20 protein-coding genes are annotated in these 21,685 nt (G+C 73.2%); 11 read left to right on the forward strand and 9 right to left on the reverse strand.

Features of this window, described 5'->3' with window-relative positions:
- Window positions 1-55: 55 nt before the first annotated feature.
- Window positions 56-3,217 (forward strand): sacsin N-terminal ATP-binding-like domain-containing protein, encoded by a 3,162-nt coding sequence (locus tag OTB19_RS16940; RefSeq protein ID WP_267799071.1) that lies wholly within the window; start codon window positions 56-58, stop codon window positions 3,215-3,217.
- 62 nt (window positions 3,218-3,279) lie between these two features.
- Here OTB19_RS16940 and OTB19_RS16945 read toward each other — a convergent pair whose 3' ends face one another.
- The gene (locus OTB19_RS16945) at window positions 3,280-5,778 is read right to left on the reverse strand and encodes a cation-translocating P-type ATPase (protein ID WP_267799072.1); all 2,499 of its coding nucleotides are present in this window, start codon (window positions 5,776-5,778) and stop codon (window positions 3,280-3,282) included.
- 138 nt (window positions 5,779-5,916) lie between these two features.
- Window positions 5,917-6,207, reverse strand: coding sequence for a DUF2530 domain-containing protein (locus OTB19_RS16950; RefSeq protein WP_267799073.1), 291 nt, complete (start codon window positions 6,205-6,207; stop codon window positions 5,917-5,919).
- Window positions 6,208-6,344: 137 nt separating this feature from the next.
- On the opposite strand from OTB19_RS16950, the gene OTB19_RS16955 reads away from it, so the two are divergent.
- Window positions 6,345-7,772, forward strand: a complete 1,428-nt coding sequence (locus OTB19_RS16955; protein ID WP_267799074.1) for an NCS2 family permease — start codon at window positions 6,345-6,347, stop codon at window positions 7,770-7,772.
- Between the two features lie 69 nt (window positions 7,773-7,841).
- On the opposite strand, the gene OTB19_RS16960 is transcribed toward OTB19_RS16955, so the two are convergent.
- Entirely contained in the window at window positions 7,842-8,024 is a 183-nt protein-coding gene (locus tag OTB19_RS16960; protein ID WP_078999227.1) for a ribbon-helix-helix protein, CopG family, read from the reverse strand.
- Window positions 8,025-8,178: 154 nt separating this feature from the next.
- Between OTB19_RS16960 and OTB19_RS16965 the strand changes: the two genes are divergently transcribed.
- The 3 genes from OTB19_RS16965 (at window position 8,179) to thpR (ending at window position 10,623) form a co-directional block, all read left to right on the forward strand.
- Window positions 8,179-8,616, forward strand: coding sequence for a MarR family winged helix-turn-helix transcriptional regulator (locus OTB19_RS16965; protein WP_267799075.1), 438 nt, complete (start codon window positions 8,179-8,181; stop codon window positions 8,614-8,616).
- A 25-nt stretch (window positions 8,617-8,641) separates the two neighbouring features.
- Entirely contained in the window at window positions 8,642-9,982 is a 1,341-nt protein-coding gene (locus OTB19_RS16970) for an MFS transporter (protein WP_392899820.1), read from the forward strand.
- A 74-nt stretch (window positions 9,983-10,056) separates the two neighbouring features.
- Entirely contained in the window at window positions 10,057-10,623 is a 567-nt protein-coding gene (thpR, locus tag OTB19_RS16975; protein WP_267799076.1) for an RNA 2',3'-cyclic phosphodiesterase, read from the forward strand.
- A 204-nt stretch (window positions 10,624-10,827) separates the two neighbouring features.
- Here the strand turns inward: thpR and OTB19_RS16980 are convergent, their stop codons facing one another.
- Together OTB19_RS16980 and OTB19_RS16985 are read right to left on the reverse strand one after the other, a co-directional pair.
- A complete protein-coding gene (locus tag OTB19_RS16980) occupies window positions 10,828-11,817 on the reverse strand; it encodes an aldo/keto reductase (protein ID WP_267799077.1) in 990 nt (329 codons plus the stop codon).
- 59 nt (window positions 11,818-11,876) lie between these two features.
- A complete protein-coding gene (locus OTB19_RS16985) occupies window positions 11,877-12,560 on the reverse strand; it encodes a GDSL-type esterase/lipase family protein (RefSeq protein WP_267799078.1) in 684 nt (227 codons plus the stop codon).
- Window positions 12,561-12,636: 76 nt separating this feature from the next.
- Between OTB19_RS16985 and OTB19_RS16990 the strand changes: the two genes are divergently transcribed.
- Entirely contained in the window at window positions 12,637-13,653 is a 1,017-nt protein-coding gene (locus tag OTB19_RS16990) for a WD40 repeat domain-containing protein (RefSeq protein ID WP_267799079.1), read from the forward strand.
- Window positions 13,654-13,827: 174 nt separating this feature from the next.
- Here OTB19_RS16990 and OTB19_RS16995 read toward each other — a convergent pair whose 3' ends face one another.
- Complete coding sequence (locus OTB19_RS16995) at window positions 13,828-14,736, reverse strand: DUF3027 domain-containing protein (RefSeq protein WP_267799080.1); 909 nt, start codon at window positions 14,734-14,736, stop codon at window positions 13,828-13,830.
- A 334-nt stretch (window positions 14,737-15,070) separates the two neighbouring features.
- Between OTB19_RS16995 and OTB19_RS17000 the strand changes: the two genes are divergently transcribed.
- The 4 genes from OTB19_RS17000 to OTB19_RS17015 all read left to right on the forward strand — a co-directional run bounded on the left by OTB19_RS17000 (window position 15,071) and on the right by OTB19_RS17015 (window position 18,734).
- Window positions 15,071-16,450: an MFS transporter gene (locus tag OTB19_RS17000; RefSeq protein ID WP_385640158.1), complete on the forward strand. Its 1,380-nt coding sequence runs from the start codon at window positions 15,071-15,073 to the stop codon at window positions 16,448-16,450.
- A gap of 116 nt (window positions 16,451-16,566) precedes the next feature.
- Window positions 16,567-17,061, forward strand: coding sequence for a DUF2771 domain-containing protein (locus OTB19_RS17005; protein WP_267799082.1), 495 nt, complete (start codon window positions 16,567-16,569; stop codon window positions 17,059-17,061).
- Window positions 17,062-17,164: 103 nt separating this feature from the next.
- A complete protein-coding gene (locus tag OTB19_RS17010) occupies window positions 17,165-17,896 on the forward strand; it encodes a futalosine hydrolase (RefSeq protein WP_267799083.1) in 732 nt (243 codons plus the stop codon).
- Window positions 17,880-18,734 (forward strand): 1,4-dihydroxy-6-naphthoate synthase, encoded by an 855-nt coding sequence (locus tag OTB19_RS17015; RefSeq protein ID WP_267799084.1) that lies wholly within the window; start codon window positions 17,880-17,882, stop codon window positions 18,732-18,734. The genes OTB19_RS17010 and OTB19_RS17015 overlap by 17 nt, the downstream gene beginning before the upstream one ends.
- 79 nt (window positions 18,735-18,813) lie before the next feature.
- Here OTB19_RS17015 and OTB19_RS43390 read toward each other — a convergent pair whose 3' ends face one another.
- A complete protein-coding gene (locus tag OTB19_RS43390; RefSeq protein WP_053681072.1) occupies window positions 18,814-19,197 on the reverse strand; it encodes a cold-shock protein in 384 nt (127 codons plus the stop codon).
- Window positions 19,198-19,373: 176 nt separating this feature from the next.
- On the opposite strand from OTB19_RS43390, the gene OTB19_RS17025 reads away from it, so the two are divergent.
- A complete protein-coding gene (locus OTB19_RS17025; protein WP_053681074.1) occupies window positions 19,374-19,634 on the forward strand; it encodes a hypothetical protein in 261 nt (86 codons plus the stop codon).
- Window positions 19,635-19,786: 152 nt separating this feature from the next.
- Here the strand turns inward: OTB19_RS17025 and OTB19_RS17030 are convergent, their stop codons facing one another.
- Together OTB19_RS17030 and OTB19_RS17035 are read right to left on the reverse strand one after the other, a co-directional pair.
- Window positions 19,787-20,440 (reverse strand): HAD family hydrolase, encoded by a 654-nt coding sequence (locus OTB19_RS17030; RefSeq protein ID WP_267799085.1) that lies wholly within the window; start codon window positions 20,438-20,440, stop codon window positions 19,787-19,789.
- Window positions 20,441-20,541: 101 nt separating this feature from the next.
- Entirely contained in the window at window positions 20,542-21,558 is a 1,017-nt protein-coding gene (locus OTB19_RS17035; RefSeq protein ID WP_267799086.1) for a hypothetical protein, read from the reverse strand.
- Window positions 21,559-21,685: the final 127 nt, after the last annotated feature.

A 21,685-nucleotide genomic window follows, 5' to 3' on the forward strand; every position in this document is an offset into this window, starting at 1 on the left:
CGATACCTTCAGGAGTTCGGCCCGGTTCGGCTCGGCAATTCTTGGAGGCAGCGGCGTGAGCGTGCGAGTAACGGCGGCCCAGGGTGGCGTGGACCCCTTCGGCACGGCCCGGCTGCGGCGCGGGGTGCTCGACGCCTGGGGCGCGGGCCCCTCCCGGTTCCGCGAGGACGCCAACGCCGAGGAGGACCTGGCGCTCGGCGGCTACCGGGACCGGCTCGTCGTGGAACTGGCCCAGAACGCCGCCGACGCGGCGGCCCGCGCCCGGGTCCCGGGCCGGCTGCGGCTCACCCTGCACCCGGGCGAGGGCGGGCAGGCGGTGCTCGCCGTCGCCAACACCGGCGCCCCGCTGGACGCCACGGGCGTGGAGTCGCTGAGCACGCTGCGCGCCTCCGCGAAGCGGGAGCCCGCGGCCACCGCGGCGGACGGTGCGACCGGGTCGGCGGAGACCGTGGGGCGCTTCGGCGTCGGCTTCGCCGCCGTCCTGGCGGTCTCCGACGAACCGGCGGTGCTGGGCCGGCACGGCGGTGTCCGCTGGTCCCTGGCCGAGGCCCGCGAACTGGCCCGGGACGCCGCCAACGGCAGCCCCGGACTCGGCGACGAGCTGCGCCGCCGCGACGGCCACGTACCGCTGCTGCGCCTGCCGTTGCCCGCCGAGGGCACCGCCCCCGAGGGGTACGACACCGTCGTGGTGCTGCCGCTGCGCGACGGCGCCGCCGAGGAACTGGTGGAGCGGCTGCTGGCCGGCATCGACGACGCCCTGCTGCTCACCCTTCCCGGGCTGCGCGAGGTCGTCGTGGAGACCCCCGCCGGCGGACACCGCGTGCTGTACCGGCGCACCGAGGGCCCGTACACCGTCATCGAGGACTCCGCCTCCGGCACCCACCGCTGGCGCACCGTGCGCCACCACGGCCCCATCGCCCGGGAGTTGCTCGCCGACCGGCCCGTCGAGGAACGGCTGCGGCCCACCTGGACGATCACCTGGGCGGCGCCCGTGGACGCCGACGGCGCGCCCGTGCACCCGCTCACCGCGCCGGTGGTGCACGCGCCGACCCCGACCGACGAGCCGCTCGGCATCCCCGCCCTGCTGATCGCCTCGCTGCCGTTGGACACCAGCCGCCGGCACCCCGCGCCGGGGCCGCTGACCGACTTCCTCGTGCAGCGGGCCGCCGACGCGTACGCCGAACTCCTCGGCTCCTGGGACCCGGTGAGCACCGGCCTCGTCGACCTGGTGCCCGGCCCGCTCGGCAAGGGCCCGCTGGACGGGGACCTGCGCGCGGCCGTGATCGAGCGGTTGCCCCGTACGGCCTTCCTCGCGCCGGCCGCCCCCGCCGAGACCCCCACCCCCGAGACGGCCGAGGAACGCTCCGCCCTGCGGCCCTTCGAGGCCGAGGTGGTGGAGGGCGCCGGTTCCGACACCGTGAACGTCCTCGCCGAGGTGCTGCCGACGCTGCTGCCCGCCGGCCTGGAACGCCGCGCCGAACTGCGCACCCTGGGCGTCGGCCGGCTTCCGCTCGGCGACGCCATCGAGCGGATCGCGGGCATCGAGCGGACCCCCGAGTGGTGGTACCGGCTGTACGACAGCCTCGCGGGCGTGGACCCCGACCGGTTGTCGGGGCTGCCCGTGCCGCTGGCCGACGGACGCACCGCGATCGGACCCCGGCACATCCTGCTGCCCGGCGCCGACACCCCGCCGAGCCTGGCCCGGCTCGGCCTGAAGGTGGCCCACCCGGACGCGGCGCACCCGCTGCTGGAGAAGCTGGGCGCGCTCCCGGCGACCCCGCGCTCCGTGCTGACCACCCCGCAGGTCCGGGCGGCCGTGGCCGCCTCCATGGACGCCGGCGAGATCTGGGACGAGGACGGCGTCGACTCCGACGAACTCGTCGAGATCGTCCTGACCCTGGTCCGTGACGCCGACCTGGCGCCCGGCGACGAACCCTGGCTGGGCGCGCTGGCGCTGCCCGATGAGGACGGGGAACTCACCCCGGCGGGCGAACTCCTGCTGCCCGGCTCGCCGTTGGCCTCGGTCATCCGCGAGGACGAGGTGCCCTGCGTGGATGCCGAGCTGGCCGAACGCTGGGACGCCGACACGCTGACCGCCGTCGGGGTACTGGCCACGTTCCAGCTGGTGCGCGCCACCGACGTGGTCCTGGACCCCGACGAACTGGAGCCCCGTGACGGGGACTTCGCAGAACCGGACGACGCGGGCCTGCTCGACGCGGTGGACGTGTGGTGCGAGGACCTGCTGGACCAACTGCCGGACACCCCGCTGCCGCCGGTCGCCACCGAGCTGATCGCCGTACGGGACCTCGACCTGGTCGACGACGACTGTTGGCCGCAGGCGCTGGCCATGCTCGCCCGGCCGCCGCTGCGCGACGCCCTCACCCAGCCCGTGCGGATCCTGCTCCCGGACGGCACCACCCGCTCCGTGCGCTCGTACACCGCCTGGTGGCTGCGCGACCATCCGGTGCTCGACGGCCGCCGCCCGGCGGGACTGCGCGCGGCCGGCGGCGACCCGCTGCTCGCGGGCCTGTACGCCTCGGCGGACGCCACCGGGTTCGAGGACGAGCAGGTGCTGCGCGCCCTCGGCGTACGGACCACCGTGGCGGCCCTGCTCGACGAGCCCGGCGGCGCGGCCGAACTCCTGGGCCGGCTCGCCGACCCGGACCGCGAGGTCTCCGACCGGCAGTTGCACGCCCTGTACGGGGCGCTGGCCGACCTGGACCCGGAGCAGGTCACCCTCCCCGACGACCTGCGGGCGGTGGTGGACGGCGAGGTCCGCGTGGTGGACGCGGCCGACGCGGTGATCGCGGACGCCCCCGACCTGCTGCCGTTGACGGCCGGTCTGCCGCTGCTGCCGGTCGCCCCGGCGCGCGCCGCCGACCTGGCGGAGCTGCTCCAGGTGCGCCGCCTGTCGGACACCGTGCCGGCCGAGGTCAGCACGCCGGGCGAGGAGCACGAGGTCCCGGAGTCGGTGCTCCGGCTGCTGGGCCCGACCACCCCGCTCCGCTACGTCGAGCACGAGGAACTCGTGGCGGGCGGCACCGAGCTCGACTGGCGCCGCACCCCGGACGGCACCCTGCACGCCTCGACCCTGGAGGGCGTGGCGGCGGGCCTGGCCTGGGCGGCGGGCCAGTGGCCGCGCCGCTTCGAGGTCGCGGCCCTGCTGGAGGACCCCTCGCGCACGGCGGAACTGGCCCGCGACCGCTGGTTCGACTGACGGGCGGGTCCGCCTCGACGGACTCCGCCCGCCCCCTTCGGGTGGCAGGCCCTTCGGGTGGGTCAGGCCGGGAACTTCCGGTCGACCCACCTGAAGGTGAACTCGATCAGGGCCGCCGCGATCACGGCGATGCCGACGGCCGTCCACGGCATCACGGCGCCGACCAGCTTCAGTTCGAAGAACTCCTGGAGCCAGGGCACGACGAGGACGATCAGGAAGGCCGCGCCCATCGCGCCGACCAGGGCGACCCGCCACCAGGTGTAGGGGCGGGCGATGATCGCCAGGACCCACATGGAGGTCAGGAACAGCGCCAGCGTCGCCGCGCTGGTCTCGGCCCCCAGGGCGTTCGGGCCGCTGTAGTGGTGGCGGGCGATCAGGTACGTCACGAAGGTGGCGATCGCGGCGATCACGCCGCCGGGGATCGCGTAGCGCATCACCCGTTTCACGAAGTGCGGCTTCGCGCGTTCCTTGTTCGGTGCCAGGGCCAGGAAGAAGGCCGGGATGCCGATGGTGAGGGTGGAGAGCAGCGTCAGGTGGCGCGGCAGGAACGGGTACTCGACCTGCGAGCAGACCACGAGGACGGCCAGCAGCACCGAGTAGACCGTCTTCGTGAGGAAGAGCGTCGCCACCCGGGTGATGTTGCCGATGACCCGGCGGCCCTCCGCGACCACCGAGGGCAGGGTGGAGAAGCTGTTGTTGAGGAGCACGATCTGGGCCACGGCCCGGGTCGCCTCGGAGCCGGAGCCCATGCTCACGCCGATGTCGGCGTCCTTGAGGGCGAGCACGTCGTTGACGCCGTCGCCGGTCATCGCGACCGTGTGGCCCTTGGACTGGAGGGCGGCGACCATGTCCCGCTTCTGCTGCGGGGTGACCCGCCCGAACACGGCGTTCTCGTCGAGGACCCGGGCCATCTCCGCCTGGTCGGCCGGCAGCTTGCGGGCGTCGACCGTGTTCTGCGCGCCCGGCAGGCCGAGCTTGCCGGCGACCGCGCCGACGGAGACCGCGTTGTCACCGGAGATGACCTTGGTCTTGACGTCCTGGTCCTCGAAGTAGCGCAGGGTGTCGGCGGCGTCGGGGCGCAGCCGCTGTTCCAGGACGACCAGGGCGGTGGGCTTGACCCCGACGGCCACGGCCGGGTCGTCGAGTTCGCGTCCGGAGCGGGCCAGCAGGAGGACGCGCAGCCCCTCCTCGTTGAGGGCGTTGATCTCGTCGAGGGCCGGGTCCCCGGCCGGGAGGAGGACGTCGGGGGCGCCGAGCAGCCAGGTGTTGTTCTCGCCGTCGCCCTCGCTGAAGCCGGCGCCGCTGTACTTGCGGGCGGAGGAGAAGGGCAGCGACTCGGTGCACCGCCAGTCGGCGCTGTCGGGGTAGGCGTCGATGATGGCCTGGAGGCTGGCGTTGGGGCGGGGGTCGGATTCGCCGAGCGCGCCGAGGACCTTCTGTACGTAGGCCGGGTCCGCGCCGCCGAGGGGGCGCAGCTCGGTGACGTCCATGCCGCCCTCGGTGAGGGTGCCGGTCTTGTCGAGGCAGACCACGTCGACGCGGGCGAGACCCTCGATGGCGGGGAGTTCCTGGACGAGGCACTGCTTGCGGCCGAGCCGGATGACGCCGATGGCGAAGGCGACGGAGGTCAGCAGGACGAGGCCCTCGGGGATCATCGGGACGATGCCGCCGACGGTGCGGGCGATGGCGTCCTTGAGGTTGTTGTCCTTGACGACGAGCTGGCTGATGATCAGGCCGATCGAGGTCGGGATCATCATCCAGGTGACGTACTTGAGGATGGTGGAGATGCCGGAGCGCAGCTCGGAGTGGACGAGCGTGAAGCGGGAGGCCTCTTCGGCCAGCTGGGCGGCGTAGGCCTCGCGGCCGACCTTGGTGGCGGTGAAGGCGCCGCCGCCGGCGACCACGAAGGAGCCGGACATGACGGGGTCGCCGGGCTTCTTCAGCACCGGGTCGGCCTCGCCGGTGAGGAGGGATTCGTCGATCTCCAGCCCGTCGGCCTCGCCGACGATCCCGTCCACGACGACCTTGTCGCCGGGTCCGAGTTCGATGACGTCGTCGAGGACGATCTCGGAGGTGGAGATCTCGCCGGTGGCACCGTCACGGCGGACGCTCGGTTTGGCCTCGCCGATGACGGCGAGTCCGTCGAGGGTCTTCTTGGCGCGCAGTTCCTGGATGATGCCGATGCCGGTGTTCGCGATGATCACGAAGCCGAACAGGCTGTCCTGGATCGGGGCGACGATCAGCATGATCACCCAGAGCACGCCGATGATGGCGTTGAAGCGGGTGAAGACGTTCGCGCGGACGATCTCGGAGGTGGACCGCGAGGACCGCACGGGGACGTCGTTGACGTCTCCGCGCGCGACGCGTTCGGCGACCTCGGCGGTGCCCAGCCCGCCCGGCTTGAAGCGGGGAGCGGGCGGCTTGATCGGGTGGACCGGGTCCAGCTCGGCCCCCGCGTCGATGGCCGTGCCGACCGGGGCGCGGCCGGCGGTGCCACCACCGGCGCCGCCCCCGCCGGTCGGCCGCGGTCCCTCGGATTCGGTCTCTGCCCGCTGCGTCATGCTTTCGACGGTAAAGGGCCTTCGAACGCTTCACCCGCCGAGCAGGACGAAGATCCGACTTCGGGATGACCCGAATCCTCCCCCGGGACTCCCCTCACCCTCGGCGAGGGGGCCGAAGGAGGACTGGACCCCGGGGCCCTACTGTGCTCCGGCCGCGCCGGACCCGCCGGCCGCGGCGGCCTGCTGTTCCTTGTGGCGCTTGATCGCCGCCTCGCGACCGCGGGCGTACCAGATGCCGAACAGGCCGAGGGCCGCGCCGGCGAGCGGGGTCCAGACCCACCACAACATGCCCCGGTCGGCGAACCACCCGTAGAAGGGGAGCTGAACGAGGAAGAGGACGAACCAGATGATCGTGCCGCCGACGACGGTCGCGACGACGGGGCCCTCCAGGGGCTCGGGGGCCTCGTGCTGTGCGGTCCATTTCGCCATGTGTCCAAGTCTAGGCGGCGCGAATCGCGGTCTACGCGCGGAGATGGACGCTCCATCGCTCATGTGTTCATACTGAAACGGTTTGCCTGCGACCGGATTTACTCGTACGAACCACCAAATGACCCCTTGAGGACCGCATGAGCACCTCGGCACCCGCCGCGGCCCCCACCAACGCCATGGACCGCCACTTCAAGATCTCGGAGCGCGGTTCGACCGTCGCCCGCGAGGTCCGGGGCGGCCTGGCGACCTTCTTCGCGATGGCCTACATCATCGTGCTCAACCCGATCATCCTGGGCAGCGCGAAGGACATGTACGGCCACCAGCTCGACGGCGGTCAGCTCGTCACCGCCACGGTCCTGACGGCCGCGTTCTCCACCCTGCTCATGGGGGTCATCGGCAACGTCCCCATCGCGCTCGCGGCCGGCCTCGGCGTCAACACCGTCGTGGCCCTCCAGCTCGCCCCCCGGATGAGCTGGCCCGACGCCATGGGCATGGTGGTGCTGGCCGGCTTCGTGGTGATGCTGCTCGTCGCCACCGGCCTGCGCGAGCGGGTCATGAACGCCGTCCCGCTGGGCCTGCGCAAGGGCATCGCGATCGGCATCGGCCTGTTCATCATGCTGATCGGCCTGGTGGACTCGGGCTTCGTCACCCGCATCCCCGACGCCGCGCACACCACGGTCCCGCTCCAGCTCGGCGGCAACGGCCACCTGGACGGCTGGCCCGTGCTGATCTTCGTGCTCGGCGTGCTGCTCACGCTCACCCTGCTGATCCGCAAGACCCCCGGCGCGATCCTGATCTCCATCGTCGTCATGACCGTGATCGCGGTCGTCGTGCAGCTGGTCACCGACCTGCCGGGCACCGCCTGGGGGCTGACCGTGCCGGAGTGGCCGGGCAACCCGGTGGCCGCGCCCGACTTCGGGCTCGTGGGTCAGGTCAGCCTCTTCGGCGGCTTCGAGAAGGTCGGGATGCTCACCGGCGTCCTGTTCGTCTTCACCGTGCTGCTGTCCTGCTTCTTCGACGCCATGGGCACCATCCTGGGCGTCGGCGACGAGGCCAAGCTGACGCGGCCGGACGGCACCTTCCCCGGCATCAACCGGGTGCTGCTGATCGACGGACTGGCCGTCGCCTCGGGCGGCGCGACCTCCTCCTCCGCCACCACCTGCTTCGTGGAGTCCACGGCCGGGGTCGGCGAGGGCGCCCGCACGGGCCTGGCGAACGTCGTGACGGGCGGCCTCTTCGCCGTGTCGCTGTTCCTCACGCCGCTGGCGACCATGGTCCCGTCCCAGGCGGCGACCCCCGCGCTGATCGCGGTGGGCTTCCTGATCCTGGCCGGATCGATCAGGGACATCGACTGGAGCGACTTCACCATCGCCGTCCCGGCCTTCCTGGCCATGGTGATGATGCCCTTCACCTACTCGATCACGAACGGCATCGGCATCGGCTTCATCAGCTTCTGCGTCCTGCGCCTGACGACCGGCAGGGGCCGCGAGGTCCCGCCCGCCATGTACGTCGTCGCGGCGGTGTTCGTCTTCTACTACGCGATGCCCGCCCTCGGCCTCACGTAGCCCGAACGGACCAACCGGTCCGCACATCCTCCCGAGAGTCACGACAGTCGCGGGAGTCGCGGGACACCCTCAGGTGAGCCCGTAGAACTTCTCCGTCTCGTCGACGGCCGTCTTGAACCGCTCGTCGAAGTCGTCGCGAATGAGCGTCCGGACCACGTAGTCCTGGACGCTCATTCCGCGTTTGGCCGCATGAGTCCGGAGGCGTTCGAGCAGCTCCCCGTCTATGCGCATGCTCAGCACATGTGTCCCCATGCCGAAAGAGTCGGGGCAGGGGCCGTGGACGCGGGTCGCTTTTCGGAACCAACTCACCCTTACGAGTGACAGCGCCGCAACCCGCGCATGGTGTGAGGTGTGACGCCTGAAACCGGGTGTTCCTTAGGGAGAGTAATGAGTTATTCTAAGGAACATGCACGACCTTTCCCATGGTGACGACGCCGCCGCCGTGAACGATCTCCGCTCCGCCGTCATGCGGCTGGGCCGCCGACTCAAGCACCAGCGGGTCGACGAGTCACTGAGCCCGACCGAGATGTCGGTGCTCGGCACACTCGCCCGCTGCGGCCAGGCCACCCCCGGTGAGCTGGCCCGGCGCGAGCACGTACAGCCGCCGTCGATGACCCGCATCGTCGCGTTGCTGGAAGCCAAGGGACTGGTCAGGCTGGAGCCGCACCCCGACGACCGCCGCCAGAAGGTGGTCAGCCAGACCGAGGAGGCCGAAGCGATGCTCGAAGAGAGCCGTCGCAAGCGCAACGCCTTCCTGGCCGGGCTCGCGGCCGAGCTGACCGAGGACGAATGGGCCAAGCTCCGCGAGGCCGCGCCCGCCCTGGAGAAGCTCGCGCACCTGTAACCGCACACGCCAGGAGGCGACACTTTTGAGTACGGGAACCGGAGCAAACTCCGCACCCGGCCACATATCCACCATCGACGACGCAGCTGGGCACAAGCAGTCCATGTTCAGCTCGCTGAAGATCCGCAACTACCGGCTCTTCGCCACGGGACAGGTCGTCTCGAACACCGGCACCTGGATGCAGCGCATCGCCCAGGACTGGCTCGTCCTCTCCCTGACCGGTTCCGCCTCGGCCGTCGGCATCACCATCGCCCTGCAGTTCCTGCCGATGCTGATGTTCGGCCTCTACGGAGGCGTACTCGCCGACCGGCTGCCCAAGCGGCCGCTGCTGCTGGCCACCCAGAGCGCCATGGGCCTCACCGGCATCGCGCTCGCCGCGCTCACCCTGGCCGGCAACGTCCAGGTCTGGCACGTGTACCTCGCCGCCTTCCTGCTCGGCCTCGTCACCGTCGTGGACAACCCGGCGCGCCAGACGTTCGTCTCCGAGATGGTCGGCAAGGACCAGGTCGCCAACGCGGTCAGTCTGAACTCCGCCAACTTCCAGTCCGCGCGGCTGGTCGGCCCGGCGATCGCCGGCGTGCTGATCACCGCCGTCGGCTCCGGCTGGGCCTTCCTGCTGAACGGGCTGTCCTTCGCCGCCCCCATCGCCGGCCTGCTGATGATGCGGACGAGCGAACTCCACCCGGTGGTGCCGCAGCCGCGCGCCAAGGGGCAACTGCGCGAGGGCCTGCGCTACGTCGCGGGCCGGCCGGAGCTGATCTGGCCCATCGTGCTGGTCGGGTTCATCGGGACCTTCGGGTTCAACTTCCCGATCTGGCTGTCGGCCTTCGTCAGCGACGTCTTCCACGGCGACGCGGGCACGTACGGGCTGTTCAACACCCTGATCGCGGCCGGTTCCCTGGCCGGCGCCCTGCTGGCGGCCCGCCGCGGCCACTCGCGGCTGCGGGTGCTGGTGGCGGCCGCCGTGCTGTTCGGCCTGCTGCTCACCGTGACCGCGTTCGCGCCGGGGTTCTGGCTGTTCGCGGCGCTGCTCGTGCCGATCGGCATGTTCGGCCTGACGGTCAACGTCACCGCGAACTCCAGCGTGCAGATGGCCACCGACCCCGAGATGCGGGGCCGCGTCATGGCCCTGTTCATGATGGTGTTCACCGGTGGCACCCCGCTGGGCGCACCGCTGGTCGGCTGGATCACCGACACCCACGGGGCGCGCGCCGGCATGGCCGCCGGCGGTCTGATCTCCCTGGCCGCCGCGCTCGCCATCGCGGTGGTGCTGTCCCGGGTCGGCAACCTCCGGCTGCACGTGAGCCGGCGCGGGGTGGCCTTCGTCCCCTCGGACCGCACCCGCGAACTGGTCGCCGCCGCCTGACCCCGCCGCCTCCGCCGCCCCGATCCGGCCGGCGGAGGCACCCCGCGGCGGACCGGCCGCGCTACCGTCGGTGCATGAGGCTGTTCGCCGCCGTGATGCCGCCCCCGCCCGCCGTCGCCGCACTGCGGGACGCCGTACGCGCCCTGCCGCCCGAACCGGGCCTGCGCTGGACGGCGGAGGCCGGCTGGCACTTCACCCTCGCCTTCATGGGCGAGGTCCGCGAGGCCGTGCTCCCCGACCTGCACGCCCGTCTGGCCCGCGCCGCCGCCCGTACCGAGGCGTTCTCGCTGCGGTTCCACGGCGCCGGGCACTTCGGGGAGAACACTCTGTGGGCCGGGGCCGCCGGCGGGCTCGACGGGATGCGGATGCTCGCGGAGCGCGCGGACGCCGCCGCCCGGCGGGCCGGCGTCCCGATGGAACAGCACCACCGGTACACGCCCCACCTGACCCTGGCCCGCGGCCGGACCGGCGGCGGCGTGGACCTGGGCCCCCTGCTGGAGTCCCTCGCCGGCTTCGAGGGCGCGCCCTGGCGGGTCGACACCCTCAGCCTCGTGCGCAGCAACCTGCCCGTGAGCGGGATCCCGGGCGAGCAGCCCCGCTACGAGGTCGTCGGCGCCTGGCCCCTGGCCGCGACCCGCTGACCCGGGTGGGCGCCGGCCGGTCCGCGGGCCCGGCGGGCATGACGCACGTCTCGCAGCCCCCGGCCCGAGGGCCGGGGGCTGCCGCGTTAGTCTCGACGGGTGGATCCGAAGACCAGAAACCGTGTCATGGCCGGTGTGCTCGTGTTGATGTTCGTCGTCGTCGCCGTCGCGGCGGCCGTCGGCCAGTAGCCGCCCGCCCCTCCGCTACCAGGCAAAGGCCTCCGGCGAGGCTCCCGGACCCGGGAAGATCTCGTCGAGGCCCGCCAGGACCTCCTCCGAGAGCTCCAGTTCCACCGCGCGCAGCGCCGACGCGAGCTGCTCGGGCGTCCGCGGGCCGACGATCGGCCCGGTGACCCCCGGACGGGTCAGCAGCCAGGCCAGGGCGACCTCGCCGGGCTCCAGGCCGTGCTTGTCCAGCAGGTCCTCGTACGCCTGCACCTGCGCCCGTACCGAGCTGTTGGACAGCGCGTCCGCCGAACGGCCGGACGCGGTGCGACCCGACTCCCCGGACTTGCGGATGGCTCCGCCCAGCAGCCCGCCGTGCAGCGGCGACCACGGGATGACGCCCAGCCCGTACGCCTCGGCGGCCGGGATGACCTCCATCTCGGCGCGCCGCTCGGCCAGGTTGTAGAGGCACTGCTCGCTGACCAGACCGAGCCGGCCGGCGCGCGCGGCGGTCTCGTTGGCCTGGGCGATCTTCCAGCCGGGGAAGTTCGAGGAGCCCGCGTAGAGGATCTTCCCCTGCTGGATCAGGACCTCGACGGCCTGCCAGATCTCCTCGAAGGGGGTCCGCCGGTCCACGTGGTGGAACTGGTAGACGTCGATGTGGTCGGTGTTCAGGCGCTTGAGGCTGGCGTCGACCGCCCGCCGGATGTTCAGCGCCGAGAGCCGGTCGTAGTTGGGCCACGACTCGCCCTCCGGGGCCATGGAGCCGTAGACCTTGGTGGCGAGGACCGTCTTCTCGCGACGGCGGCCGCCCTGGGCGAACCAGGTGCCGATGATCTCCTCGGTCCGGCCCTTGTTCTCGCCCCAGCCGTACACATTGGCCGTGTCGAAGTAGTTGATGCCGGCGTCGAGGGCCGCGTCCATGATGGCGTGGCTTTCGGGCTCCCCCGTCTGGGGGCCGAAGTTCATGGTGCCGAGTACAAGTCGGCTGACCTTGAGGCCGGTGCGTCCGAGCTGCGTGTACTTCATGGGTCACCACCCAACTGCCTGGAGTGCGCTCCAGGCAAGCCCCCCTCGTGAAGGGCGTGTTACAGGCCCCGGTAGGGGCCGCCGATGCCCCACGCCTGGTGCAGCACCGCGGCGAACTCCCCCGCCAGCCGGTGCTCGCCCGAGGCGTTGGGGTGCGTGCCGTCGTAGGTGTCGCGGTGGATGTCGTACGCCTGCGGGCGGGCGGCCAGCAGGATCGGCGAGGCGTCGGTGGACAGGTCGGCGACCGCCTTCGCCAGCAGCTCGTTGAACCGCGCGACCTCGGCGGCGAACGGCGCGTCCGACTCGGCGCGGACGTTGGGGATGACGGGCAGCAGGACCATCCGGACGCGGGAGTGGGCGGCGCGGGCCTGCGCGACGAAGCGGCGCACGTTGTCGGCGGTCTGCTCGGCCTTCGTGTAGAAGCCGAGGTCTATGAGACCGAGCGAGACCAGCAGCACGTCGGCCCGGCCCTCGCGGACGGCCGGCCCGATGAGCGGGGCCATGTGCTGCCACCCCTCGCCCCAACCGGCCAGGTGGCGGCGGGCGGGCGCGGGGAAGCCCGGGTCGGCGTACTCGTGGCTGGTGGGCCCGTCGGTGAGGGAGTCGTACACCTCGCCGCGCGGGCCGACGATCGCGTACGGCCCGCCCATGGTGGCGTTCAGGTGCTGCCACATCCGGTAGCGCCAGGTGTAGTCGCCGGCGCGTCCGATGGTCATGGAGTCGCCGACGAACATGAAACGCATCCGGTCATCATCGCGGATCACACGACAGGTACCCCTGTGATGCCGGACACGCGGCGCGGGCCGGCAGGCTTGGGGGATGCGCCTGCTGCCGACGTTGACCGCCTGCTCCGCCGCTCTCGTCCTCGCCGTGTCGGCGGGACCGGCCGCGGCGGCCGACACCCCCTCCGGGTTCACGATCACCGACCCCCGGATCAAGGAGTCCAGCGGGCTGACGGCCAGCCGGATCCACCCGGGCGTGTACTGGACGCACAACGACAGCGACGACGGTCCGTACGTGTACGCCGTGGACTCCGCGAGCGGGAAGACCGTGGCCCGGGTGACCCTCACCGGGATCGGTCGGCCGCGCGACGTCGAGGCCATCTCGCTGGGGCCGGACGGGCAGCTGTACGTCGGCGACATCGGGGACAACAAGGGCGGTACCTGGGACCACGTGTGGATCTACCGCTTCCCCGAGCCGAAGGTGCTGGCCGACGCGACGGTCAGGGCCGAGCAGTTCACGGTGACGTACGCCGACGGGCCGCGGAACGCGGAGGCCCTGATGGTGCATCCGGTGACGGGGCGGGTGTACATCGCGAGCAAGGACGAGGGCAAGGGCGGCCTGTACGAGGGGCCGGGCCGGCTGACCGCCGGTGGGCCGAACGTGTTCCGGCGGGTCGCGGACCTGCCGTGGGTGACGGACGGGGCGTTCTCCCCGGACGGCGGCGCGCTGACGCTGCGCGGGTACTTCTTCGCGCGGACGTGGGCGTGGAAGGACGGACGGCCGGTGGGCTCCGGCGAGGGGGTGGCCGCGCCGTGGCAGGGCCAGGCCGAGTCGGTGACGTACACGGCCGACGGATCGGCGCTGATGTTCGGCGCGGAGGGCGCGGGCAGCCGGGTGGTGGCGGTACCGGTGCCGGCGCGGGCGGGCGCCGCCCCGGCTCCCTCCGGCGGCACCCGGGCGCCGGCCCGACCCGGGTCGCCGGCCGCGGCGACGCAGGCGCAGGACCCGCAGGGCAAGGGCAGCTTCGCGAAGGGCGCCCTGGTGCTGGCGGGCGGGACCGTGCTGGTCCTGGCGGGACGGCGGCTGGTGCGCCGCCGGACGCCCAAGGCCTGACGCCCGGCCCTGATCCGACGGCGATGCGGACGCGGGCCTGACGGCCCGTACCGCGCGGGGCAACGCCCGGCCGCCGCCGCACCGTTCGACACGTCCGACCGGGCGACGCGCTCACCCGACCGGGCGAACGGCCGCCTCGCGCGGGGCCGGGTCGCCGGGGCGGGGGCCGACCCGTCAGGAGTGGCCGAGGTCCGCGGGGGTGAGGTCGCCGCTCGGCACCGAGCCGGTGTCGCGGGACGGCCGCAGGGGGAACTCGTCCGAGGCCATCGAGTCCAGCACCGGCGGCGCGGGACGCAGCGGCTTCGGCATGACCGCGGCCTCCGAGTGGCCGCCGCAGCCGTAGGACAGGGAGACCAGCCGGCCGTCCGCGGGACCGAACTCGTTCGCGCAGACGCCGAAGGCCTGGCCCAGCGAGCCGCCGATCGCGACGAGGAACCCGCACGACACACAGGAGGCGGGCGCCGCCTGGGCCATCGGGGTCTTCGCGCCGAACGCCTCGTCCCAGCGGTCCGCCGCGCTGTGCAGGCCGTAGCGGGACAGCACCCGGGCCCGCCGCATGCCCAGTTCCTCGGCGACCGAGGTGATGGAACCGCGGACCGGCACGACGGTGCGGTCGGTGACGTCCGCGTCCTCGGCCTCGACCAGTTCGGCCATCTCGGTGGACACGACCGAGTTCGGCGGCGGCGCGTCCTCGCCCGACCAACCGGACTCCAGCCGCAGATCCTCGGCATCGGTGGGCAGCAGGTCCCCGGGACCCATGTCCCCGGGCCGCAGCCGCTCGCTCCACGGCACCCACTCGGGTGCCAGCAGGGCGTCGTCGCCGGGAAGCAGCACCGTTTCGTCGAGGGTGACGTTCTTCGCACGGGAGGCCCGGGTCACGGTGACGGCCCAGCGCCAACCGCGGTAGCCGGGGTCCTTGCACTCGAAGAGGTGCGTGACGACCCGGTCGCCCTCGGCGACGACCCAGAGGTGCTCGCCCACCACTCCGGGGGCGGCGGCTTCCTCGGCCGCCGCGCGGGCGAGGTCTACCGCCTCGGCGCACAGGCGGTCGGGGGTACGGCTTCGCGTCGTCGCAGCACTCACAGGTCTCGTTCTCTCCTACGCCGTCTCACGAGTGCGCCGTCCGTACTGTCGTCCACAACGACCCGTCGGCTGTCCCTACGTAGCGCGGGCGGAGCGGACCAGAGGGCCGCGTCGACGTCCACGCCCGATCGGGTCCGGGCGCACCTACCTGCGATCCATTCTGCGGGATCACGAAGAGGCGCGCGGCCAGAGCAACCGCCGGTGGCGCGCTACGCACGCTACCTCCTCCGAAGCCTTCGGCCCACATGCAAGGTCCGATTCGCGGACAACCCAAGACCGGCCACGGGGTCCGAAACGCGCCGGGGGCCGTTCGGGAGGCGTCCGAGGGGGCCGAGTGGGGCACTATTGGCCCGTGGCACCCGTACGGTCGTCCGACGACGGCTCGGGACCGGCCAGGCGGGCCGGCCGGGCTGTCGGGCGCGCCCTGCACCTGCCCATCACCGGCACGGCACGCGGGATCCGGCGGGCCACGCACGCCCACGGGGCCGGCGAGTCGGGGCTCGGCCGACTCATCGAACTCCACGCCATCAACGGCGCCGGCGACGTGATGATCACCGTGGCGCTGGCCTCGACGGTGTTCTTCTCCGTCCCCACGGACGAGGCGCGCGGCCGGGTGGCGCTCTACCTCGCCATCACCATGGCCCCCTTCACCCTGCTGGCCCCCGTCATCGGCCCGCTGTTGGACCGACTGCCGCACGGTCGGCGCGCCGCGATGGCCGCGGCGATGCTGGCCCGGGCCCTGCTCGCCGTGATGATGTCCGGCGCGGTGGCCACCGGCGGACTGGAGCTGTACCCGGCGGCCCTGGGCGTCCTCGTCGCGTCGAAGGCGTACGGAGTGGTCCGCAGCGCCGTGGTGCCCCGACTGCTCCCGCCGAAATTCTCCCTCGTCAAGGCGAACTCCCGGGTCACGCTGGCCGGCCTGCTCGCCACCGGGGCCGCCGCGCCGGTCGCGGCCGGACTCCACACGATCGGGCCGCCCTGGCCGCTGTACGGGGCCTGCGCCATCTTCATCTGGGGGACCTTCGCCGCGTTCACGCTGCCGCACAAGGTCGACGAGGCCAAGGGCGAACGGCGGGCCCGGCTGTCCACGCACGAGGCGCACTCGCGCAAGCCCGGTCTACGGACCGTGAGCCGTCCGGTGCTGTGCGGGCTGATGGCCAACGCGGCGATGCGCGGACTGTCCGGGTTCCTGATCTTCTTCCTGGCGTTCCTGCTGCGCGACCACCCGCTCGCCGGCCAGAGCGCGGCCGTGTCGCTGGGCATCGTGGGCGTCGCGGCCGGCCTGGGCAACGCGGTCGGCACGGCGGTGGGCGCGTGGCTGCGCGCCCGGGCGCCGGAGACCATCATCGCGGCGGTGCTGTCGCTGACCCTGGGGGTCTCCGTGCTGGCGGCCGTCTTCGTCAGCGGGCTGTTCATGGCGGTGCTGGCGGCCACGGCGGGGTTCTGCCAGGCCCTGGCGAAGCTGTCGCTGGACGCGATGATCCAGCGGGACGTCCCGGAGGCGGTGCGCACCTCGGCCTTCGCACGCTCGGAGACCCTGTTGCAGATGGCCTGGGTGCTGGGCGGCGCGATCGGGATCGCGCTCCCGCTGAACGGGGTACTGGGCATGGCCGTCGCGGCGGCCATCGTCGCGGCCGGCACCACGATGGCCCTGCGCGGCGTCCTCACCTCCCCGCGCCGGCCCCAGGGTTCCGCACGGGCCCGGGTGGCGTAGTCGCCGGGCGCGCCGACCGCCGGGGCAGCGCCGTCCGGGCCGGCGGCGGAGCCACGCGCACCGCCGGAGGACCCCCGTGCGGCGACGAGGCCGGGCGGCCCGATAGCCTTCGGCTCATGACCGCACCGCTTTTCTCGGGTAGGGCCCGCCGCAGCGTCGCGGCCCTCGGAGCCGTGTCCGCCGGCCTCCTCCTCCTGTCCGCCTGCGACAAGCCGACGCCGCTCGCGACGGTGACCGTCGGCACGTCCTCGGTGTCCGCCGAGGCCGCCTGCCAGAACGACGGCAAGGAACTCTCCGTGGACAAGGTCCAGGAGTGCCTCACCAACGTGAAGGAAGCCAAGACCGTCGAGTACGGCCGCGGCGATACGCTGCGCCTCGGTGTCGAGCCCGAGGTCGTCGAGGACGGCAAGCAGTGGCAGGCCCTCCTGGACGGCCAGCCCATCACCGAGCCCTCCTCGAACACCTACCGCAGCTTCAGCGGCGCCGACGTCTTCGCGACGGGCGGCCAGGGCGAGGCGCCCACGTCGAAGATGCTCGGCTTCGTCCAGGTGGGCGACGGCGGCAAGCCACTCGCCGTCTGGGCGTTCAAGCTCAAGCTCAAGTCCAACTAGTGCCGCGACCGGAAAGGTTCACCGTGTCACGGCGCCCGGCACGGCAAACCTTCCCGGCCACAGCACTGGCGGCTCCACGCAGTACTCGGCGAAGGGCAGCAGGGTGCGCGCGCTCATCGTGACCGCCGTGGCGGCGGAGGCAGACTCCGTGGTCGCCGGTCTCACCCCTCATCCGGACCCGGCCACGCCGGACCCGCGCACCCTGTCCCGCGGCGGCTACCTCGTCACCCGCCGGGACCTGCCCGGCCTCGCCGTCGACGTGCTCGTCGGCGGTGTCGGCCCGGCCGCCGCCGCGGCCGCCACGGCCACCGCGCTCGCGCTGGCCGACTACACGCTCGTCGTCTCCGCCGGCATCGGCGGCGGGTTCGCGCCCGCCGCCCCGCTCGGCACGCTCGTCGTCGCCGACGCGGTGGTGGCCGCCGACCTGGGCGCCGACACACCCGACGGGTACCTGTCCGTCGACGCGCTCGGCTTCGGCCGGAGCGCGCACCTGCCGCCCGCCGAACTCGCCGCCCGCGCCGCCGAGGCGACCGGGGCGCTGCTCGCACCCGTCCTCACCGTCTCCACCGTCACCGGCACCGCCGCGCGGGCCGCCGAACTCGCCGCCCGGCACCCGCTCGCGGGCGCGGAGGCCATGGAGGGCTTCGGGGTGGCGGAGGCGGCCGCCGCGCACGGGTTGCCGGTGCTGGAGATCCGCGCCGTGTCCAACGCGGTCGGACCCCGTGACCGCGACGCCTGGCGGATCGGGGACGCGCTGGCCGCGCTGGGCGACGGCTTCCGCGCGCTGGGACCCGTACTCGCCCACTGGGGAGGACAGCATGAACAGCACAGGTGAGCCGCTCCGCATCGCCTATTCGCCGTGCCCGAACGACACGTTCGTCTTCGACGCCTGGGCGCACGGCCGGGTCCCGGGGGCGCCTGAACTGGACGTCACCTTCGCCGACATCGACGTCACCAACGGCATGGCCGAGCGCGGCGAGCTGGACGTGCTGAAGGTGTCGTACGCCGTGCTGCCCTGGGTGTTGGAGGAGTACGCGCTGCTTCCCTGCGGCGGGGCGTTGGGGCGCGGCTGCGGCCCGCTGGTCCTCACCCGTGAACCCGGGGTGGACCTGACCGGCAGGACCGTCGCCGTGCCGAGCGAACGGTCCACCGCCTACCTGTTGTTCCGGCTCTGGGCGGCGGACGTGCTGCCCGAGGGGGTCGGCAAGGTGGTCGTGCTGCCGTTCCACGAGATCATGCCCGCGGTGCGCGACGGCCGGGTGGACGCCGGACTGGTCATCCACGAGGCCCGGTTCACCTATCAGGACTACGGGCTGCACCGCCTGGCCGACATGGGCGAGCACTGGGAGTCCACCACCGGCCTGCCGATCCCGCTCGGGGCGATCATCGCCAGGCGCTCGCTGGGCGAGGACACGCTGCGCGCGCTCGCCGACGCGGCCCGCACGTCGGTCCGGATGGCGTGGGAGGACCCCGAGGCGTCCCGTCCGTACGTGCGCGCCCACGCGCAGGAGCTGGACCCGAAGGTCGCCGACCAGCACATCGGGCTGTACGTCAACGAGTTCACCGCCGACCTCGGCGACGCCGGGTACGCGGCCGTCCGCGGGCTGCTGACCAGGGCCGCGGCCGAGGGGCTGGTTCCGGCCATCGGGCCGGACGCGCTGGCCTTCCCCTAGCCGCGAGAGGTACCGAATCGACCGCGCCCCGCCGCTCTTTCGAGTGGCGGGGCGCGGTCGTGCGCGGAGTCGGCGGGGGTCAGACGTCGAGTTGGTCGGCGACCGCCCGCAGCAGGCCGGCGATCTTCCCGCCGTGCACCTTGTCGGGGTAGCGGCCGCGTTCCAGCATCGGGGTGATGTTCTCCAGCAGGGTCGTCAGGTCCTGCACGATCGAGGCCAGCTCGTCCGGCTTGCGGCGCTGAGCGGCCGCGACCGAAGGCGTCGGGTCCAGCACGGTCACCGAAAGTGCCTGGTCACCGCGTTGCCCCGCGACGACACCGAACTCGACCCGCTGGCCCGGCTTGAGGGCGTCCACCCCGGCAGGCAGCACCGACGAGTGGACGAAGACGTCGCCGCCGTCGTCGCGGGAGAGAAAGCCGAAGCCCTTCTCACTGTTGAACCACTTGACCTTGCCGGTAGGCACGTCCGTCCTCTGTCCTTGTGCTCGTCGGGTCCGGGACACCGCGTGGGCGGTTCCGGATAGCAGCGTGGCGGGTCCCCTGACCCGCCACCTCCAGGCTAGTGCTCCGGAATCCGGAGACAAGTCGTTCCCCGGTCCTTCGCGCTCCGCCGCTTCGGCCAGGGAACTACCCTGGTGGGGTGACTGTTACTCCTCATCCCGACGACGACGCGGCCCGGCCCGGCGACGGACTGGTCAAGGCCGGCGGCATCGTGTTCATCGCCGGCGCCGTCGCCACGCTCGCGACGATGGCCCCGCTGTTCCTCGACACCGACCCGTTCCCCTCGTACGCGTGGGCCGTCTGCATGCTGATGGGCGTCGGCTTCGCCATCTCGGCCGCGGGCGTGCTCCGCTCGGCCGCTGCGCAGCGCAAGGCGGCCCGGGCCTCCCAGGCCGCCTGACGGCGCGGGTGCGTCCCGGCTCCGGGGAGCCGGTCGCTCGCGCCCCGTCCTGCGTCGGACCCGGGGGCGCGGGTGCGTTCCGCGTCGGACCCCGGGGTGCGGGTGCGTTTCCGGCGTCGGGCCCGGGGGTGCGGGTGCGTTCCGGCGTCGGCTCAGACCTCGCGCGTGCGGACGTACTCCTTGAGCCACTGCGGCAGCGCGGTGAGGTCGGCGAGCACCACGTCGGCGCCCGCCGCGCGCAGTTCCGGCTCCGGGCAGGGGCCGGTCGGCACGGTCACCGAGACCGCGCCGGCCGCGCGGGCACCGCGTACGTCGCCCACGTGGTCGCCGACGTAGACCTGCGCGCCGTACTCGCGCAGGGCGACCGCCTTCGCCTCGGCCCACAGCCAACCGACGACGGCGTCCGGCTCGATGCCCAGGTGCCTGAGGTGCAGGACGGCGTTCGGCTGGTGCTTCGCCGTGACCACGATCGCGCGGCCGCCGAGCGCCTGAACGGCCTCGATGGCCTCGCGGGCGCCGGGCATCGCCGGGGTGGGCTCGATGGCGTGTGTGGGATAGATCTCCCGGTAGCGGTCGGCCATCGCGGGGATCTCCGCCGCCGGGAACCAGTTCGCGAGCTCCTCGTCCAGCGGCGGACCGAGCCGCGTGACCGCCTGGTCCGCGTCGATGAACGTCCCGGTCTCGGCCGAGAGTGCCTGGTAGGCGGCCTTGATGCCGGGGCGCGAGTCGATGAGGGTCATGTCGAGGTCGAAGCCGACCGTCAGGAGGTCGGCGGCGGGCGCGGTGGACGTGGTCTCGGAGCTCATGCCGCCATTGTGCCGAGCCGGACCACGCGGGCGGGAACGTGGGCCGGGGCCCGCCTTGCCGGCCCGTGAACAGCGGTCCGGCAAGATCCGAAAGAGCCGGCCTAGCGGCGGCGCGCCCGCCATGCCAGGTAGAGCGCGGAGGCGACGCCCGCGATCCGGGCCAGCCACGGCCACATGTCCTGGAACACCCCGGACATCTGGTCGCCGGCCAACGCGTCGCCCCAGCGGCCGTCGCCGCGGCCCCACAGCCACACCACCGCCCCGGCGAAGACCGCGCCGGGTACGCCGAACACCACCGCCTTGCGCTCGGTCGGCCCCAGCACCCGCGAGGCGTACGCGAGGAGCCAGCCGCCCAGGAGCAGCAGCCAGTAGCCGGTGACCGCGCCGACGACGAGCACGAGGGCGGCGAGCAGCAGGAAGGCGTGCGGTTTGGGGCGGGCGACGGCGACCGCCTCGGCGGCCGGGGCCGGCTCGGCCGCCGCCTTGCGCTTCTCCCTGCGTTCGCGCAGGAAGCGCACGAGGGTCCGCGTGCGGGACTCGGGCGGTCCGGGCGGCTGCTTGGACCGCGTCGTCGTGCCCGCCGGGGCCTCGTCCTCCTCCGGGTCCTTGAAGAGGTCCGGGACCTCGATCCCGCCCGCGAAGCCCTCGACCTGCGGCCCTCCGAACCCGCCCGGTCCGCCCGGGGACAGCCGCCACCAGTCGGGCTCGGCGTCGCCCCCGTCACCGAGCTCGTCGAGCCCGGCCAGGTGCGGCGGCACGTTCTCGGCGGGGCGCGGCTGCGGGGCGGGTTTGCGGCGCAGGCCCGTGCGCTGCGTCGGCACGGCGGGCGACGGCTCGGGGGCGGGGTCGGGGCGCGCGGGGGCGGCGGAGGAACCGGACGCCGGCCGGCTCAGGGTGCCCAGCGTGTCCAACACCTCCTCCGGCGTGCCGATCCGCTCCAGGATGCGCCGTACCGCCGCCGGGGTCTCCGGTTCGTACTTGGCGCGCCGACGGTCGATCTCGTCCCGCAACCCCGACACCAGCCGCATCCGGTCACCCGACGGCAGCTGTCGCCGCTGCGCCAAGTCCCCGACCCGGCTGAGATATTCGTAGACCAGTTGGTCGCTCTCGATGCCCACGCCCCGACTCCTCCCGTCCCGTCTGTCCCGAAGGTAGCGCGTGCGCCCGTGGAGCCGGCGCGGGCGCAGCGGATACCGTTGACCGGATGGGGACCGGCCGACGACCGGCCGACGTGACCAGGAGGCG

It is taken from the genome of Streptomyces sp. H27-H5 (assembly GCF_026627505.1).
In the GTDB taxonomy this organism is placed as follows: domain Bacteria; phylum Actinomycetota; class Actinomycetes; order Streptomycetales; family Streptomycetaceae; genus Streptomyces.

Excerpts from the sequence above, each read along its gene's own strand:
- OTB19_RS16945 (WP_267799072.1), bottom strand. The coding sequence starts at position 5,778 with ATGACGCAGCGGGCAGAGACCGAATCCGAGGGACCGCGGCCGACCGGC.
- OTB19_RS16950 (WP_267799073.1), bottom strand. The coding sequence starts at position 6,207 with ATGGCGAAATGGACCGCACAGCACGAGGCCCCCGAGCCCCTGGAGGGC.
- OTB19_RS16955 (WP_267799074.1), top strand. The coding sequence starts at position 6,345 with ATGAGCACCTCGGCACCCGCCGCGGCCCCCACCAACGCCATGGACCGC.
- OTB19_RS16960 (WP_078999227.1), bottom strand. The coding sequence starts at position 8,024 with ATGGGGACACATGTGCTGAGCATGCGCATAGACGGGGAGCTGCTCGAA.
- OTB19_RS16965 (WP_267799075.1), top strand. The coding sequence starts at position 8,179 with ATGCACGACCTTTCCCATGGTGACGACGCCGCCGCCGTGAACGATCTC.
- thpR (WP_267799076.1), top strand. The coding sequence starts at position 10,057 with ATGAGGCTGTTCGCCGCCGTGATGCCGCCCCCGCCCGCCGTCGCCGCA.
- OTB19_RS16980 (WP_267799077.1), bottom strand. The coding sequence starts at position 11,817 with ATGAAGTACACGCAGCTCGGACGCACCGGCCTCAAGGTCAGCCGACTT.
- OTB19_RS16985 (WP_267799078.1), bottom strand. The coding sequence starts at position 12,560 with ATGCGTTTCATGTTCGTCGGCGACTCCATGACCATCGGACGCGCCGGC.
- OTB19_RS16990 (WP_267799079.1), top strand. The coding sequence starts at position 12,637 with ATGCGCCTGCTGCCGACGTTGACCGCCTGCTCCGCCGCTCTCGTCCTC.
- OTB19_RS17005 (WP_267799082.1), top strand. The coding sequence starts at position 16,567 with ATGACCGCACCGCTTTTCTCGGGTAGGGCCCGCCGCAGCGTCGCGGCC.
- OTB19_RS17015 (WP_267799084.1), top strand. The coding sequence starts at position 17,880 with ATGAACAGCACAGGTGAGCCGCTCCGCATCGCCTATTCGCCGTGCCCG.
- OTB19_RS17030 (WP_267799085.1), bottom strand. The coding sequence starts at position 20,440 with ATGAGCTCCGAGACCACGTCCACCGCGCCCGCCGCCGACCTCCTGACG.